At 69.7% G+C, this 15,940-nt stretch carries 17 protein-coding genes and 2 pseudogenes; 17 read left to right on the forward strand and 2 right to left on the reverse strand.

Annotated elements, in window-relative coordinates; genetic code table 11:
• Positions 1-40: 40 nt before the first annotated feature.
• The 3 genes from ACQ86J_RS30980 to ACQ86J_RS30990 all read left to right on the forward strand — a co-directional run bounded on the left by ACQ86J_RS30980 (position 41) and on the right by ACQ86J_RS30990 (position 3,380).
• Positions 41-1,606 (forward strand): efflux RND transporter permease subunit, encoded by a 1,566-nt coding sequence (locus tag ACQ86J_RS30980; protein ID WP_431268517.1) that lies wholly within the window; start codon positions 41-43, stop codon positions 1,604-1,606.
• Complete coding sequence (locus ACQ86J_RS30985) at positions 1,603-3,105, forward strand: TolC family protein (RefSeq protein ID WP_431268518.1); 1,503 nt, start codon at positions 1,603-1,605, stop codon at positions 3,103-3,105. The genes ACQ86J_RS30980 and ACQ86J_RS30985 overlap by 4 nt, the downstream gene beginning before the upstream one ends.
• Positions 3,106-3,230: 125 nt before the next feature.
• The gene (locus ACQ86J_RS30990; RefSeq protein ID WP_431268519.1) at positions 3,231-3,380 is read left to right on the forward strand and encodes a hypothetical protein; all 150 of its coding nucleotides are present in this window, start codon (positions 3,231-3,233) and stop codon (positions 3,378-3,380) included.
• Positions 3,381-3,486: 106 nt separating this feature from the next.
• Here ACQ86J_RS30990 and ACQ86J_RS30995 read toward each other — a convergent pair whose 3' ends face one another.
• Entirely contained in the window at positions 3,487-3,657 is a 171-nt protein-coding gene (locus tag ACQ86J_RS30995; protein ID WP_431268520.1) for a DUF2459 domain-containing protein, read from the reverse strand.
• A gap of 532 nt (positions 3,658-4,189) precedes the next feature.
• Between ACQ86J_RS30995 and ACQ86J_RS31000 the strand changes: the two genes are divergently transcribed.
• The 3 genes and pseudogenes from ACQ86J_RS31000 to ACQ86J_RS31010 all read left to right on the forward strand — a co-directional run bounded on the left by ACQ86J_RS31000 (position 4,190) and on the right by ACQ86J_RS31010 (position 6,133).
• Complete coding sequence (locus tag ACQ86J_RS31000; RefSeq protein ID WP_431268521.1) at positions 4,190-4,963, forward strand: SDR family oxidoreductase; 774 nt, start codon at positions 4,190-4,192, stop codon at positions 4,961-4,963.
• Positions 4,964-5,021: 58 nt separating this feature from the next.
• Positions 5,022-5,549 (forward strand): annotated as a pseudogene (locus ACQ86J_RS31005) (acyl-CoA dehydrogenase family protein); the annotation flags it as partial.
• A gap of 149 nt (positions 5,550-5,698) precedes the next feature.
• Complete coding sequence (locus ACQ86J_RS31010; RefSeq protein ID WP_431272594.1) at positions 5,699-6,133, forward strand: acyl-CoA dehydrogenase family protein; 435 nt, start codon at positions 5,699-5,701, stop codon at positions 6,131-6,133.
• Here the strand turns inward: ACQ86J_RS31010 and ACQ86J_RS31015 are convergent.
• Positions 6,124-6,621, reverse strand: a complete 498-nt coding sequence (locus ACQ86J_RS31015) for a CinA family protein (protein ID WP_431272595.1) — start codon at positions 6,619-6,621, stop codon at positions 6,124-6,126. The genes ACQ86J_RS31010 and ACQ86J_RS31015 overlap by 10 nt on opposite strands.
• 399 nt (positions 6,622-7,020) lie before the next feature.
• Between ACQ86J_RS31015 and ACQ86J_RS31020 the strand changes: the two genes are divergently transcribed.
• From ACQ86J_RS31020 to ACQ86J_RS31070, 11 genes and pseudogenes are all read left to right on the forward strand, one after another.
• Positions 7,021-7,572, forward strand: a complete 552-nt coding sequence (locus tag ACQ86J_RS31020) for a phytanoyl-CoA dioxygenase family protein (RefSeq protein WP_431268522.1) — start codon at positions 7,021-7,023, stop codon at positions 7,570-7,572.
• Between the two features lie 23 nt (positions 7,573-7,595).
• Positions 7,596-8,570 carry a C4-dicarboxylate TRAP transporter substrate-binding protein gene (locus tag ACQ86J_RS31025; RefSeq protein ID WP_431268523.1) on the forward strand — a complete coding sequence of 325 codons (975 nt, stop codon included), beginning with the start codon at positions 7,596-7,598 and terminating at the stop codon, positions 8,568-8,570.
• An 81-nt stretch (positions 8,571-8,651) separates the two neighbouring features.
• Positions 8,652-9,038 (forward strand): TRAP transporter small permease, encoded by a 387-nt coding sequence (locus ACQ86J_RS31030; protein WP_431268524.1) that lies wholly within the window; start codon positions 8,652-8,654, stop codon positions 9,036-9,038.
• A gap of 28 nt (positions 9,039-9,066) precedes the next feature.
• A pseudogene (locus tag ACQ86J_RS31035) lies at positions 9,067-9,261 on the forward strand (TRAP transporter large permease subunit); the annotation flags it as partial.
• Positions 9,262-9,313: 52 nt separating this feature from the next.
• On the forward strand, positions 9,314-10,357 hold the full coding sequence (locus ACQ86J_RS31040) for a TRAP transporter large permease (protein WP_431268525.1): 1,044 nt from the start codon (positions 9,314-9,316) through the stop codon (positions 10,355-10,357).
• A gap of 46 nt (positions 10,358-10,403) precedes the next feature.
• The gene (locus tag ACQ86J_RS31045; protein ID WP_431268526.1) at positions 10,404-11,306 is read left to right on the forward strand and encodes a TauD/TfdA dioxygenase family protein; all 903 of its coding nucleotides are present in this window, start codon (positions 10,404-10,406) and stop codon (positions 11,304-11,306) included.
• 202 nt (positions 11,307-11,508) lie between these two features.
• Positions 11,509-12,156: a fumarylacetoacetate hydrolase family protein gene (locus tag ACQ86J_RS31050; RefSeq protein ID WP_431268527.1), complete on the forward strand. Its 648-nt coding sequence runs from the start codon at positions 11,509-11,511 to the stop codon at positions 12,154-12,156.
• The gene (locus ACQ86J_RS31055) at positions 12,153-12,383 is read left to right on the forward strand and encodes a hypothetical protein (protein WP_431268528.1); all 231 of its coding nucleotides are present in this window, start codon (positions 12,153-12,155) and stop codon (positions 12,381-12,383) included. The genes ACQ86J_RS31050 and ACQ86J_RS31055 overlap by 4 nt, the downstream gene beginning before the upstream one ends.
• A complete protein-coding gene (locus tag ACQ86J_RS31060; RefSeq protein ID WP_431268529.1) occupies positions 12,377-13,720 on the forward strand; it encodes an ABC transporter substrate-binding protein in 1,344 nt (447 codons plus the stop codon). The genes ACQ86J_RS31055 and ACQ86J_RS31060 overlap by 7 nt, the downstream gene beginning before the upstream one ends.
• Positions 13,721-13,732: 12 nt before the next feature.
• Entirely contained in the window at positions 13,733-14,887 is a 1,155-nt protein-coding gene (locus ACQ86J_RS31065) for a tripartite tricarboxylate transporter substrate binding protein (RefSeq protein ID WP_431268530.1), read from the forward strand.
• Entirely contained in the window at positions 14,784-15,938 is a 1,155-nt protein-coding gene (locus ACQ86J_RS31070; protein ID WP_431272596.1) for a CaiB/BaiF CoA transferase family protein, read from the forward strand. Before ACQ86J_RS31065 ends, ACQ86J_RS31070 begins: the two co-directional genes overlap by 104 nt.
• Positions 15,939-15,940 lie beyond the last annotated feature (2 nt).

Consider the following 15,940-nt stretch of genomic DNA (forward strand, 5'->3'; position numbering starts at 1 on the left):
CATGTGGTCCGCGCCCTGCGCTGGGCGCACCGGCGGCTCTATGGCCTGGCGATGCGAGCCCGGCTGCTTTGCGTCGGCCTCGCGGCGGGGCTGTCTCGGCCTGGCGCTGCTGCTGCTCTCTTCGCTCGGCGCCGAATTCCTGCCAACTCTCGAAGAAGGCAATCTCTGGGTCCGCGCTACCATGCCGGGCACCATCAGCCTGGAGGAGGGCAATGGCACGGTGAACCGTATCCGCGGCGTGCTGATGGGATTTCCCGAAGTCATCACCGCCACCAGTCAGCAGGGCCGGCCGGATGACGGCACCGACAGCGCCGGCTTCTTCAACGCCGAGTTCTTCCTCCCGCTGAAGCCGCCTGACCAGTGGACCACGGCGAGGAACCGCGACGGGCTGGTGCATGCCATGCAGGAGCGGCTGAGCCACGAGTTCGTCGGCATCGAGTTCAGCTATGCCCAGGCGATCAGCGACAACGTCCAGGAGGCTGCCTCCGGCGTGAAGGGTGCCAATGCGATCAAGGTCTACGGACCGGAGCTCGACATCATCGCCCGCAAGGCGGAGGAGATCCGCAAGGTCATGGCGGAGGTCGAGGGCGTGGCCGACCTCGCGGTCTTCCGCTCGCTCGGCCAGCCGACCGTCGCGGTGCAGATCGACCGGGCCCGCGCCGCGCGCTTCGGCCTCTCGGTCGGCGACATCAACGAGGTGGTGCAGGCGGCGATCGGCGGCAGCGAGGCCGGGCGGCTCTACGAGCCGGGCGGCGACCGCAACTTCCCGCTGATCGTCCGGCTCGCCGCGCCCTACCGCGACAGCATGGAGGCGATCGGCCGGGTGCCGGTGGGCGGCGACCGGGCGGCGACGCTGGCCGATGTGGCGGATATCCGGCTGGTCTCCGGCGTCTCCTATATCTACCGGGAGGATGCCAGCCGATACGTGCCGATCCGCTTCTCGGTCCGCGGCCGCGACCCCGCCAGCACGGTGGCCGAGGCGCAGGAGCTGGTGGCGCAGCGGGTCGAGCTGCCGCCGGGCTACCGGCTCGACTGGCTCGGCGAGTTCCGCAACCTGCAGGAGGCGCTGGGCCGGCTGATGGTGGTGGTGCCCGCGGCGCTCGCCCTCATCCTCGTTCTGCTCTACGTCCAGTTCAACACGCTGCGGGAGACGCTGCTGGTCTTCGGCATCGTGCCGCTGTCGCTGACCGGCGGCATCGCCGCGCTGGCGGTGGCCGGGCTCAACTTCTCCGTCCCCGCCGCCATCGGTTTCCTGGCGCTGTTCGGCATCACGGTGATGGAGGGCATCATCATGCTCTCCCACTTCAACCACCTGCGGCTCGAAGGCATGCCCTGGCGCACCGCGCTGGACCAGGCCGGCACCGACCGCATGCGGCCGGTTTTCATGACCTGCTTCGCCAGCTTCACCGGCCTGCTGCCCATGGCGCTGGCCACCGGCATCGGCGCCGATGTGCAGAAGCCGCTCGCCCTCGTCGTCGTCGGGGGCATCGGCCTCGTCCCGCTGTTCATCCTCGTGGTCTTCCCCGTCATGATCGATCTCTTCGGCAAGCCGCGCCACCTGCGGCAGGAAAGCGCCGCTGTTCGGGCGCTGGGCTCGCGGGCATGAGGCTGCGGGCCGCCCTGCTGGGCCTGGCGCTGCTCGCGCCGCCGGCATTCGCCCAGACGGCACCCGCGGCGCCCGGCACCTTGCCGCTGCCGCTCGGCAAGGGCGCCGAGCCGCTGACCCTGGCCGAGGCCGAGCAGCTGCTGATCGACCGCAACCTGGCGGTCATCGCCGCCCGACGCGGGGTGGATGCTGCGCGGGCCAACCGGCTCGTTGCCTCCTCCCTGCCTCCGCCGCAAGTCACCGTCGGCAACAGCTTCGCCCAGTTCAACGAGACCCAGGCCGGCGCCATCAAGGGCGCGCGCTTCCTCAGCCCGAGCAACAACATCGTCGCCGGATTGCAGGTGCTGATCGAGCGCGGCAACAAGCGAACCCTGCGCACCCGGGTCGCCGAGGACCAGATCGGCGCGGCCGAGGCGCAGGTGCTGGACGCGGTCCGCATCCAGCTCTTCACCCTGCGGCAGTCCTTCCTCGGCGCGCTGTTGGCCCGCGCTAATCTCGAGGTCGCGCTTGGCAACCGGATGAGCCTCGACCGGACCGAGACGCTGCTGCGCCGGCAGCTGCGCGACGGCGCCATCCCGGAAGGCGACCTGCTGCGATTCCAGGCCAGCCGGCTGCAGTTCGAGCCCGACGTGACCACCAATGCCCAGGCCTATGCCGCCGGCGTCGCCGCGGTGGCGGCGCTGCTTTCGGCCGACCCGGCCACCTTCCAGGCGGGGGCGGGGCAGATCGGTGCGCTCGGCATCACGCCCGCCGTGCCCGGGGCGCTGGGCGCGGTGCCGCCCAGCCAGCGCGCCGCGGCGCCGTCCGGCCCAGCCAGCGCGCCGACCAGCGTGCGGACCATCCTGTCGCCGGTCGCCTTCGACGTCCGCGGGCGATTCGACCAGGTGCCGACGCTCGGCATCGGCCGGGACGAGCTGGCGAAGGGAATCGAGAGCCGCGCCGACGTGGTCGCGGCGCAGCGGCAATATGCCGCGGCGAATTCCAACCGACTGCTGGCCGAGGCGGGACGCTCGCGCGACGTGACGGTGAACGGCAGCTGGGCAAGGTCGCGGCTGTCGCAGGACCTGCCGAATTCGACCGATCAGCTCAATGCGGTGAACAGCTTCGGCATCCAGCTCTCGGTGCCGATCTTTACCCGGCGAATCGTCGAGGGGAATGTCGGCGTCGCCAATGCCCAGGCCGGTCAGGCCGAGGCACAGGCGCGCGCCGCGATGCTGCAGGCCAGGGCCGACTTCGCCGCCGCCTGGGCGACCTACGAGCAGGCGCGGGCGCTGGTGACGCTCTTTACCGGCGGGGCGCTGAACCGGGCGGAGGAAGCCTATCGCAGCACGGAGCAGGCCTATCTCGCCGGTGGCCGGTCGCTGATCGACGTGCTGGATGCGCTGCGCACGCTGAACGCGACGCGGATCCAGGCCAACCAGGCACGCTACGCCTATCTGCTGGCGCTGGCCCAGCTGGAACAGGCGACCGGCGTTTCCGGCATCGCGCCGCGCCTGTAAGCCGTCGCCGCCGCGCACCGATCCGTGCGCGGCATCAACGGCGCGCGAGACGGCGGCGTGCGGCGTTGCGGCAACCGCCGATCCTTCCCACCCTCGGCAATCAATCGCGCAAAGGGAAGGTGCCCATGGCCAGGATCGCGTTCGCTGCCAGTCTCTTCGGCCTGCTGGCGGGCTGCAGCCCGACCTTCAGCAGCCCGGAACCGCGCCAGGTGATTGTGGTGCCGCAGGGCAGCAACGTGGTCTGCCCGGGTGGCTATGCGCCGCCCTGCCGCTAGAGCAGACGGCGTGAGGGTGTGCAGGCTTGGACGCCAGAATCTACCCTGGACTACAGTGAGTTAGAGGGCAGCGGCGTTCGATTCCCAACGCAAGCCGCTTCAGCGGCTAGGCCAGGCAGCCAAATGGGCGGAGCTGTGCCAGGATGCTGCGGGCCAGCACGACCCCGGCGGGATCGACAGGCAGGCCGGCGCGCTGCAGTGCCGCCGCCGTCCACGTGTTGCAGGTGAAGCCCAGATCGTAGTCGCGGCTGGCCGCGAGGAAGAGGCTGCCCTGCACGGACAGCCCCTCGGCCTCGCGGCGCGATACTGTCCCACAGATAGCTGGCCAGCATGGCCAGCCCCGTCCCCGTCAGCGGCAGCGTGATGGCGCGGCCGGGCCAGGCCTCTGCCGGCGCAACGCGCAGGCCCTTCACCTGGATGACACCGGGGCCGGGCAGCGGACCCAGCAGCAGCTCCGCCATCGCCCCCGCCTCGGCCAGCACATAGCTGCGCTTGCCGAAGCCGAAGGCGAGCGTCGCGGCGCCAGGAAAGGGCGCGCGCAGCCGGGCGAGGGGGGCGGCAGCGTCGCGGCGCGCAGCGCGATCTCGGTATGCCAGCCCTGGTCGACCACCCAGGCCGCCGCGCCTTCCGGCGGCGCGGCGCAGGGCGCGGGCGGGGCAGCGCGCAGCCGGCCAGCAGGCCGAGCGCGCCGGCCACGGCCTTGCGACGGCCGGTGACGGCGGCGATAGTCATGCGGAAGACGCAGCCTGCATGGTGAGCCGCAGCGGTTCGCATGGCCCGAGCGCGTCCGCAAGCAGGGGGATACGACCATGGACATGGAACTCCGCGGCAAGCGCGTGCTGGTCACCGGCGGCTCGAAAGGGATCGGCCTCTCCTGCGCCCAGGCCTTCGCGGCGGAGGGCTGCGACGTGATCCTGGCCTCGCGCGACCAATCGGCGCTGGAAGCGGCAGCGGCGGCCATCCGCGGCCGGCACAATGTCCAGGTCGCGGTCTTCGCCGGCGACCTCGGCGATAGCGCCGCACGCGTCGCGCTGCATGCGGCGCATCCCGGGATCGACGTGCTGGTGAACAATGCCGGCGCCATTCCAGGCGGCACAGTGCACGACATCGATCTCGCGCGCTGGCAGCAAGCCTGGGCGCTGAAGGTCTTCGGCTACATCCACCTGACCCAGCTCTACCTGCCGGGAATGGAGGCGAAGCGCGACGGCGTCATCGTCAACATCATCGGCATGGCCGGGCGTGGCCCACGCGCCGACTATGTCTGCGGCGCCGCCGGCAATGCCTCGCTCATCGCCTTCACCGCGGCGGTGGGCGGCAAATCGCCGGACCACAATGTCCGCGTGGTCGGCATCGCCCCCGGCGCCACCATGACGGACCGGATCATCACCCTTTCGAAGAGCCGCGCGAAGACCAAGTTCGGCGACGAGAGCCGCTGGGAGGAGATGCTGGCGGGCCTGCCGCTCGGCCGCGCCGGCAAGCCGGAGGAGATCGCCGATCTCGCGGTGTTCTGCGCCAGCCCGCGCGGCGGGTATCTATCGGGCACCACGCTCGATGTGGATGGCGGCGCGCAGTTCAGGGGCTGAGACCATGGAGTTCCGGCTGACCGAGGAGCAGCGCGCGCTGATCGCGCCGGTGCGGGAGATGGCGCAGACCAGCTTCCGCCAGCGGGCGCTGCGCTGGATGGATGGCAGCTTCCCCTGGGAGAATGTCCGCGACTTGGCGGGGCTCGGCGTGCTCGGGATGACGGTGCCGGAGGAATATGGCGGCCTGGGCCTGCCGGTCTTCGAGACGGCGCTGGTCCTCGAGGAGATCGCCAAGGTCTGCTACCCGACGGCGATGGCGGTGCTGGGCGAGGCGGGGGTGCAGACCCGCGTCATCGCCAAATATGCGCCGGAGAGCATCCGCGCCCGCATCCTGCCCGCGGTGGTCAGCGGCGACTGCATCCTGTCGATCTGCATGACCGAGCCGCATGCCGGCACCGATGTGGCGAATTACCGCACCAATGCGGTGGTGAAGAACGACCGTGTCATCGTCAACGGTACCAAGACGCTGATCAGCCGGGCGGAGGAGGCGGGGATGTTCGTCGTCTTCACCCGCATCGACGGCCGCCCGGGCCGCGAGGGTATCGGCTGCGTGCTGGTGGAGCGCGGCACGCCGGGGCTGGCGGTGACGGGCACCTACCACACCATGGGCGGCGAGAATCTGCACGAGGTGCAGTTCAACGACATGGAAGTGCCGCTGGAGAACCTCGTCCTGCGCGAGGACGGCTTCAAGCGGCTGCTGACCGCCTTCAACACCCAGCGCTGCCTCAACCCTCGATCAGCCTCGGCCTCGCCGAGGGCGCCTTCGACGAGACGACGCGCTACGTCCGCGACCGGCCGGTCTTCGGCAAGCCGATCGCCGACTTCCAGGGCGTGCGCTGGAAGCTGGCCGACATGTACAAGGACATCGAGGCGGCGCGCGGCCTGCTGTACCGCGCCTGCTGGACCGCGGACCCGTTCCCCGACCCGTTCCTGGCGGCCACCGCCAAGGTCTTCTGCAACGAGATGGCGATCCGGGTGACCAACGAGGCGGTGCAGCTGCATGGCGGCTTCGGCTTCACCGACGAATACCCGGTCTCGCGCCTTTACCGGGGTGCGCGCTACGGCTCGCTCGGCGGCGGCGCCTCGGAGACGCTGCGCGACCTGATCGGGCGCAAGCTGGCCGGCGAGGACCTGGGCCCCGACGGCATCATGGGCCTCGGCTATTTCTGAGGCGCCGCCTCGAGGCATTCGACCAGCAGGGTCAGTAGCCGGGCGCTGAAGACGCGCATGTTCGCCACCCGGTCGCTGTCGCCAGTCTCGATCGTGAGGGACCGGCTCGCCGGCCCGGCGACGGCAAGGACGCCATGCCCCGCAGCATGGCCGTAGCTGTTGCCGGTCGGCCCCGCCGCGCCGGCCTCGCCTAGGCCCCAGGTGGCGCCGAGGCGTTCCTGCGCGGCCTGCGCGAGCAGCGCCGCCATCTCCTCGGAGGCCGGCGCCGCCGCCTTCAGCGCCGCGACCGGGACGCCCAGCAGCGTGCTGCGTGCGGCGCGAGTGTAGACCACCCCGCCGCCGAGGAAATAGGCGGAAGCGCCGGGCACCGCGAGCAGCGCCGCGGAGATCAGGCCGCCGGTCGCGCTTTCCCCGATCGCAATGGTCTCCCCCGCGCCTTCAGCAGCGCGCCGGCACGGGCGGCGAGGGGCAGAAGCGTGTCCATGAATGATCCTCCGGTCCCGCGGCGCGCCGCGGCGTTGACAGACATATCACCGCCATGCTCGCCTTCCCCGCAAGCCCCGGAACGGGGCGCGGAGGAAATCCCATGCCCGCTTCCCTCTCCGAGGCCGCGGTCGCCGACTACAACCGGCTCGGCTACCATTTCCCCATCCGCGCCTACGCGCCCGAGGAGGCGGTCGGCCTGCTTTCGAAGCTGCAGGCTACGGAGGCGAAGCTCGGCGGCAAGCTAGCCGGGCGGATGAATCAGAAGCCGCATCTCCTTTTTCCCTGGGTTTGCGAGGTGGTGAAGCACCCGAAGGTGCTGGATGCGGTCGAGAGCGTGCTCGGCCCCAACCTGCTTTGCTGGTCCAGCCAGTTCTTCATGAAGGGCGCGCACGACACCGCCTATGTCTCCCTGGCACCAGGACGGAACCTATTGGGGCCTGTCTTCCCCGGATGTCGTCACAGCCTGGATCGCCTTTACCCCGAGCCTGCCCGAGAGCGGCAACATGCGGGTGGTGCCGGGCACGCACCGGGACAAAGTCCCGCATACCGACACCTTCGCCAAGGACAACCTGCTGTCGCGCGGGCAGGAGGTGGCCGTGCAGGTGGACGAGAAGGATGCCGTCGACATCACCCTGCAGCCTGGCGAGATGAGCCTGCACCACGTGCTGATCGTGCATGGGAGCGAGCCGAACAACGCCGACTGGCCGCGCATCGGCTTCGCCATCCGCTACATCCCGACCCATGTCCGCCAGGCGGGCGGCCCGCAGGACAGCGCGCTGCTGGTGCGCGGCCACGACAGCTTCGGCCATTTCGAGCACGAGACCGCGCCGGAGGAGGACCTGCACCCGCATGCCCTGGCGCGGCACAAGGTGATCATGGATCGGCAGCTTTCCATCCTCTACGCCGGCGCGGCGAAGGACGGACAGCTCGGGGCGACGATCAAGGCGATGTAGCGCGCGACCACGGGGAGGCACCAATGATCATCACACGCCGCGCGGTACTCGCCGCGTCGCTCGCCGCGCCTGCCCTGGCGCAGGCGCAGTCCACCATCCGCATCCGCTTCGCCCATAGCCTCTCGACCGTCGAGCCGGCGCACCAGGCGGCCGAGTTCTTCGCCAAGAACGTCGCCAGCCGCACCAGCAACCGCGTGCTGATCGAGCTCTTCCCCGGCGAGCAACTCGGCAGCGGGCGCGACGTGAACGAGATGATCCGCCAGGGCGCCAATGTGATGAACATCACGGACCCCGGCTATCTCAGCGACTTCGTGCCGGATGTCGGCATCCTCAACGGGCCCTACTTGGTCGACAATTACGACCAGTTCGGCCGGCTGCTCGACAGCGACTGGTACCGTAGCGTCGATGCGGCGCTGCAGAAGGCCGGGTTCCGGATGATCATGATGGGCGCCTATTTCGGCGCCCGGCACATGATCGCGGAGAAGCCGATCCGCCGCCCCGCCGACATGGCCGGCATGACGGTGCGGGTGCCGCCGAACCAGATGTGGATCGAGACCTTCCGCAGCCTCGGCGCCCGGCCGACCACGGTGCAGTGGTCCGAGATCTACAACGCCTTGCAGCAGAACGTGGTGCAGGCGGCCGAGGCACCTTATGGCAGCCTCTGGGGCGCGCGGCTGCAGGAGGTGCGGAAGACCATCTCCACGACGGGGCATTTCCAGGCGCTGCTGGGCTGGCCGATCAATGCCGGCTACTTCAACCGCCTGCCGGCCGATGTCCGCGCCGTGCTGCTGGAGGAAGGCGCCCGCGCGCAGCACGAGATGACCCGGCTGACCAAGGAGCAGGAGGCCGGCTTCGTCGACCGCTTCAAGGGTGCCGGCGTCGAGATCGTCTCCGACCTCGATATCTCGGCCTTCCGCGAGGCCTCGGCCGCCACCTACAAGGCCTTCCCGAAATGGACGCCCGGCCTGCACGAGACGGTGCGGAAGATCCTGGCGTGAGGCGTATCCTCGACCGGGCGGACGAGGCGATCGCGGTCCTCGCTTTGCTGGTCACGGTGGGCTCGGTCGGCTGGGGCGTGCGTGACGCGCTACGTCACCGCCCAGCCCGCGGTCTGGGCCAGCGAGGTGGCGGCGATCGCCTTCGCCTGGCTGACCTTCTTCGGCGCCTCCGCCTGCTTCCGCCACAATGCGCATCCGTCGATCGACATGCTGGTGCAGCGCCTGCCGGCCGCGCCGCAACGGCTGGTGCGGCTGGGCGTCGATCTGCTGGTCGCCGGCTTCCTCGGCTATTTCTGCTGGATGGGGATCGAGTTCTCGATCAGCGCCTGGGAGAACCCGACCGCGGTGCTGCGGCTGCCGATGACAGTGGTCTATGGCCCGATCACCCTGGCGACCGCGATGATGCTGGCGCGGCACCTGGCGAACATGCGCCGCCCGGTCGTGCTGCCGGAAAGGGCCATGGCATGAACGGGCACGCGCCGGAGCGCGTGACGGCATGACCGTCGCCCTGCCGTCCATCCTGCTGGCGCTGCTGTTTGCGCTGAACGTGCCGGTGGCCTTCGCCATCGCCATCTCCGCGCTGTCCTTCTTCTTCCTGACGGACGGGCTGCCGGTCGACATCTTCTTCCAGAAGATGGTCTCGGCGACCGAGAGCTACCCGCTGCTGGCGGTGCCCTTCTTCGTCCTGGCGGGCAGCCTGATGAACGCCGCCGGCATCACCCGGCGGCTGCTGCACCTGGCGGATGCGCTGGTCGGGCACCCTGACCGGCGCGCTGGCGCAGGCCTGCACGGTGCTGGCGACGCTGCTCGGCGGGCTGACCGCCTCCTCCTCGGCCGATGCGGCGATGCTGTCGAAGCTGTTCGGGCCGGAGATGGTGAAGCGCGGCTATTCCGCCGCCTTCGCCGCGGCCATCACCTCCTCGGCCGCCATAATCACCGCGCTGATCCCGCCGGGAATCGGGCTGATCATCTATGGCTACCTCGCGGATGTCTCGGTCGGCCGGCTCTTCCTGGCCGGGGTCGTGCCGGGGTTGCTGCTGGCCGGCTCATTGTTCCTCACCACCTGGGTCATTGCGCGACGCCGTGGCTATGCGCCGGCACGGCCGCATTTCGCGGGCTGGCGGGAAGTCGGCATTGCGGCGAAGGATGCCATCTGGGCGCTGCTGATCCCGGTCTTTATCATCGTCGGCTTGCGCTACGGCATCTTCACCACGACTGAGGCCGGCGCTATCACCGTCCTCGTCACCATCGTCATCGGCGCCTTCGTCTATCGCGAGCTCAACTGGGCCAAGGTGCCGGGGGTGCTGCGGGAGACGGTGCTCGACACCTCCTCCGTCATGCTGCTGATCTGCGCCGCCTCCGCCTTCGGCTTCTACCTGGCCTGGGAGCGGCTGCCGCCGGCCATGGCGGCCTGGATGGTGGGTCTGACCCGCGACCCGCAGATGCTGCTGCTGCTAATCAACGTGCTGCTGATCGTGCTCGGCACGGCGGTCGAGGGGACGGCGGCGCTGATCATCCTGACGCCGATCTTCGTGCCGGTGATCCTGAAATCCGGCATCGACCCGGTGCAGTTCGGCATTGTCCTGGTCACCAACTTGACCATCGCCGGCATCACCCCGCCGGTCGGGCAGATGATGTTCATCTCCTGCGCCGTGCTGCGGGTGCCGATGGAGGTCTACTCGGTCGAGATCCTGCCCTTCCTCGGCGCCATGTGCGCGGTGCTGCTGCTGATCACCTTCGTGCCCGGGATCTCGCTCTGGCTGCCGGACCTCATTATGGGCCGTTGACGCGTCGGGCAGGGGTGCGAGGATCGGGGCAACGGAGGAACCATTCATGCTCTCCATCGAACCCACCGGCGCGGTGCTGGGTGCCACCCTGCACGGGCTGAATCTGGCCCGGCCGCTGGCGGATGCCGATTTCGCAACCATCCTGCGGGCGCTCGGCGAGCACGGCGTGCTGCGGATCCCCGGCCAACGCATCGAGGCGGGCGACCTGCGCGACTTCTCGCGGCGCTTCGGCAGCATCCAGGGCTCGGTGACGGGGAAGTTCCACCATCGGGATGTACCGGAGGTCGGCATCCTCTCCAACGTGGTCGAGAACGGCGAGCCGATCGGCATCGCAGACGCCGGGCAGGACTGGCACACCGATATGTCCTACACGGCGACCAAGGGCTTCGTGAACGTGCTCTACGCAGTGAAGGTGCCGCAGCGCGATGGCAAGCCGTTGGGCGATACGCTGTTTGCCAACATGCATGCGGCCTATGAGGACCTGCCCGCCGAGGTCAAGGCGCGGCTGGCCGGGATGACCGCGCGGCACGACTTCAACGTCTTCTGGGAGAACATGCGCACCCGGCCCGGCAGCGCCCGCGCGCCGTTGACGCCGGAGCAGCGTGCCAAGCGGCCACCCGCGGTGCATCCCGTCTTCATGATCCATCCGATCACCGGCCGCAGGGTGCTTTACTGCAACCCCGGCTATGCCGAGCGGATCCTGGAACTGCCCGAGGCCGAGAGCCGGGAGATGCTCGACTTCCTCTTCGCCCATCAGCTTCAGCCGAAGTACCAGTACGCGCATCGCTGGACGGTCGGCGACGTGCTGATCTGGGACCATCTCGGCACCCTGCACAACGCCATCCCGGACTATGGTCCGAGCGAGGAGAGGCTGATGCTGCGCTGCCAGGTCATGGCGGAGACGGTCTTCGACCCGGGCTTCCGGCAGCAATGGCTGGAGGCGGCCTGACCGATGCGCATCGCCAGCTACACCACGCAAGCCGGTCCTTCCTTCGGTCTCCGTTACGGCGGATGGCATCGTCGATCTCGGCCGCCGCACGCCGCATGCGGACATCTCCGCCGCACTTGCCGCCGGCGCGCTGCCGGCTTTTGCGTGCCATGCCGCAGCGGCGTCCGACTTCGCCCTGACCGATGTCACGCTGCTGCCCGCGGTGCCCTCGCCGCTGCGAAAGGTGCTCTGCGTCGGGCTGAACTACCGTGCCCATGTGGCCGAGAGCGCGGGGCGGGAGGTGCCGGAGAACCCGCGCATCTTCGCCCGCCTTGCCGATACCATCATCGCGCATGGCGCGCCGCTCTGGCGCCCCGTCAACTCCACGCATTTCGACTATGAGGGCGAGCTGGCCGTGGTCATCGGCAAGCCGGGCCGCCGGATCCCGGCGGCGCATGCGCTCGACCACGTCGCCGCCTACACCATCTTCAACGACGGCAGCCTGCGGGACTACCAGAAGCACTCGGTCACCGCGGGGAAGAACTTCCCCGGCACCGGCCCGCTCGGCCCATGGCTGGTCACCGCCGACGAGCTTCCCAATCCGGCGGCGCTGACGTTGGAAACCCGGGTGAACGGCGAACGCCGGCAGCATGCCAAGACCAGCGACATGATCCTCTCGGTGCCGCAGCTGATCGAGTATATTTCCGCCTTCACCCCGCTGGCGCCCGGCGACGTCATCGCCACCGGCACGCCGGAAGGCGTTGCCCATGCCCGCAAGCCACCGCCTTGGCTGGTGCCGGGCGACGTGGTCGAGGTCGAGATCAGCGGCATCGGCATCCTGCGCAACCCGGTGGTGGCGGAGCCGGCGTGAGCCTTCGCCTCGGACTGTTCGGCGCGCTGTTGGCTCTGCCGGCCGCGGCGCAGACCCTGACCATGGCGGTCGGCGCGCCGGTCACCTCCATCGACCCGCATTTCCACAATATCGGGCCGAACAACGCCGTCGCTTCCATGCTGTTCGACACGCTGCTGCAGCAGGATGGGGATCTCGCGGCTGCAGGCGGGCCTGGCGGAACGCTGGGAGCCGGCGGCGGATGGTGACGGCTGGGGAATTTACCCTGCGGGAGGGCGTGCGTTTCCAGAACGGCGCGCCGCTCACCGCGGAAGACATCGCCTTCACCCTGGCCCGGGTGCCGCGCGTCGCCAATAGTCCCGGCGCCTTCACCGTCTTCACCCGCCAGGTCCGGGCGGTCGAGATCCTCGACGACCGACGCTTCCGTCTGCGCACCGGCAGCGCCTCCCCAGTGCTGCCGAACGACATCTCGCAGGTCGCCATCCTGCATCACGGCATCCATCGCGATGCGACGACCGAGGGTTTCAATTCCGGCGAGCTCGCCATCGGCACCGGTCCCTGGCGGCTGCAATCCTGGCGCAGCGGCGACCGGATGGATCTGGCTCGCAACGATGACTGGTGGGGCGGCGCACTGCCCTGGCAGCGGGTCACCTACCGCCTTATTCCGAACGACAGCGCCCGGGTTGCCGCTTTGCTCTCGGGCGACGTCGCGTTCATCGACCAGGTGCCGACCAGCGATATCGCCCGAATGCGGAAGGACCAGCGCCTTGCCGTCTCGGAGAAGCCGAGCCTCCGGCACCTCTATCTCGCCTTCGATCACCTGCGGGATGGGCCGACGCCCTTCGCCACCGACAATGACGGCAAGCCTTTGCCGCGCAACCCGCTGAAGGATGTGCGCGTGCGCCGGGCGCTGTCGCTCGCGCTCGACCGCCGGGCAATCGTGGACCGGGTGATGGAAGGCGTCGCCGTGCCGACCGGCCAGTTCATGCCTCCCGGCGCCTATGGCTACGATCCAACGATCCCCGTGCCGGAGATCGACACGGATGCCGCGCGCCGGCTGCTGGCCGAGGCCGGCTATCCCCAGGGCTTCCGCCTGACCCTGCACGGCTCGAACGACCGCTACCTCAACGATGCACGCATCTTGCAGGCGGTCGCGCAGATGTGGACCCGCGCCGGCGTGCGCACGGCGGTGGAGGCTGCGCCCTATGCATCCTTCATTTCGCGCGCCAGCCGGCAGGAATTCTCCGCCTTCCTGGTCTCCTGGGGGTCATCCTCCGGCGAGCCCTCGGCCGGGCTGCGCGCGACCCTCGGCACCTGGGACCCGGCGAGCGGGATGGGCGCGGTCAACCGCAGCCGCTACTCCAACCCGGAATTCGACAGGCGCGTGCTGGCGGCGATGAACATCCTCGATGCCGGGGTGCGGGAGCGGATGCTGCAGGAAGCGACGCGCGTCGCCATGGTGGATGACGCCGCGATCCTCACCACCCATTTCCAGGTCAATGTCTGGGCCATGCGCCGGAGCTTGCGGCATGACGGCCGCGCCGACGAGCGCAGCCGACCGCAGGACATCCGGCCGGCTGAATAGGAAAGCACCGCGATGATCGCCCGCCGCCTGCTGCTTGGCGCTACGCTCGCCACCCCCGCGCTGGCCCGCGCCCAAGGAACCTGGCCCAGCCGCCCGGTGCGCGTCGTCGTGCCCTTCCCGCCGGGCGGCTCCAACGACGTGATGGCGCGGCCGCTCGCTGAGCGCCTGCAATCCCGCTTCGGCCAGCCCTTCGTGGTCGAGAACCGCGGTGGCGCCAGCGGCTCGATTGGCGCGACAGCGGTGGCGCAGGCGCCGGCGGATGGCCATACGCTGATGGTCACCTCCTCCTCCTTCGCCACCTCGGCGGTGCTGCAGAAGACCAGCTGGGACGCCGAGCGCAGCTTCGATGCCGTCGCCATCCTGGCCCGCGCGCCCTACTACCTGCTCACCAACCCCGACTTCCTGCCGCGCGACGTGCAGTCGCTGGTAGCCTGGGCGAAGGCGCGGCCGGGCGAGGTGGATTACGGCTCCTCCGGCACCGGCGGGCTGAACCATGTGGTCAGCGAGTATTTTTGCCAGGCCGCCGGCATCCGCATGACCCACGTGCCCTACAAGGGCACCGCCCAGGCGGTGACGGACCTGATCTCCGGCACCATCCAGCTGGTCATCACCACCGTCGCCAGCGCCAATGCGGCGATCCGCGAGGGCCGTGTCCGGGTCATCGCCGCCGCCGCGCCGGGCGGCATGCTGCCGCCCGAGGTTCCCGCCGCGCGCACCGTGCGGGAGCAGGGCGTGGACTACGAGGCGGATATCTGGTGGGGCTTGGTGGCGCCGAAGAACCTGCCGCCGCCGGTCCGCCACGCCATCCACGCCGCCATCACCGAGGCCCTGGCCGAGCCCTCGCTCCGCCGCATCTACGAGGCCGAGGGCGCCGTGCCGTCGCCCGGCCCCTATGACGCAATTCGCCGCAGTGCTGCGCGCCGACATGGAGCGCTGGCGCAAGGTGGCGGAGAGCGGCGAACATCCGGATCGAATGAACGGGACCAACATGCCGCATCGTCGCCAATTCGACCCCGCCGCCACCGGTGCCCTGCAGGGCGTGCGGGTGGTCGACCTCTCTCGCCTGGTCGCGGGCAACCTCCTGACCAAGGTGCTGGCCGACCACGGCGCCGAGGTGGTGAAGGTGGAGCCGCCCGAGGGCGACACGCTGCGCGCCTGGCGGGTTAAGGGAATTTCCACCACCTGGAAGACGCTGTCCCGCAACAAGCTCTCGGTCTGCCTCGACCTGAGGAACCCAGAGGCGATCACGGCGGTGAAGCGCCTGGTCGAGGGCGCGGCGATGTTCGTCGAGAGCTTCCGCCCCGGCATCCTCGAGATCATGGGCCTCTCGCCGGAGGTGCTGCTGGCAATCAATCCGGCCCTCGTCATTGTCCGGGTCAGCGGCTGGGGCCAGGACGGGCCATACCGACACAAGCCGGGCTTCGGTACGCTGGTCGAGGGCTATTCGGGCTTTGCCGCGGTGAACGGCTTCGCCGACCGCGAGCCGGTGCTGCCGCCGATGTACATGGCGGACGGCTATGCCGGTCTGTACGGCGCCGCCACCGCGATGATCGCGCTGCGCCTTGCCGAGGCGACGCGGCAGGGGCAGGTGATCGACCTGACGCTGTTCGACCCGATCCATGTCATGATGGAACCGCAGCACGCCAGTTGGCAGCTCACGCGGCAGTCCAAGCCGCGGACAGGCAGCCGCAGCACCAATGCAGTGCCGCGCAATGCCTACCGCACCAGCGATGGCGGCTGGGTCTGCCTCTCCGCCAGCACCCAGGGGATGACGGAAAAGCTGCTACGCAGCATCGGGCGGGAGGAGCTGATCACCGATCCCCGCTTCCGCACCAATGCCGACCGCGTCCGCCACGGCGAGGAACTCGACGCGATCATCGCCGACTATATCCGCGCGTTGACGCTCGAGCAGACGCTCGCACATTTCGATAAGGCGGGTGTGACCATCGGCCCGATCATGGATGCGCAGATGCTGGAGCACGACCGCTATGTCGCCGAGCGCGAGGCAGTGATCGAGGTGCCGGACGCGGAGATGCCGGGCGGCTGGCTGCCGATGCACGGCATGGTGCCGCGGCTGTCGGAGACGCCCGGCATCCTCGCACGACCGGCGCCGCGGATCGGCGAACACAATGCGCAGGTCCTGGCGCCGGTCCTGGGCGAGGCGGAATACGCCCGCCTGTGCGCGGCGGGCGTTGTGCGCGACCCGGGCAGTGCCTGAGT

The organism is Dankookia sp. P2 (assembly GCF_050632255.1).
GTDB lineage: Bacteria > Pseudomonadota > Alphaproteobacteria > Acetobacterales > Acetobacteraceae > Paracraurococcus.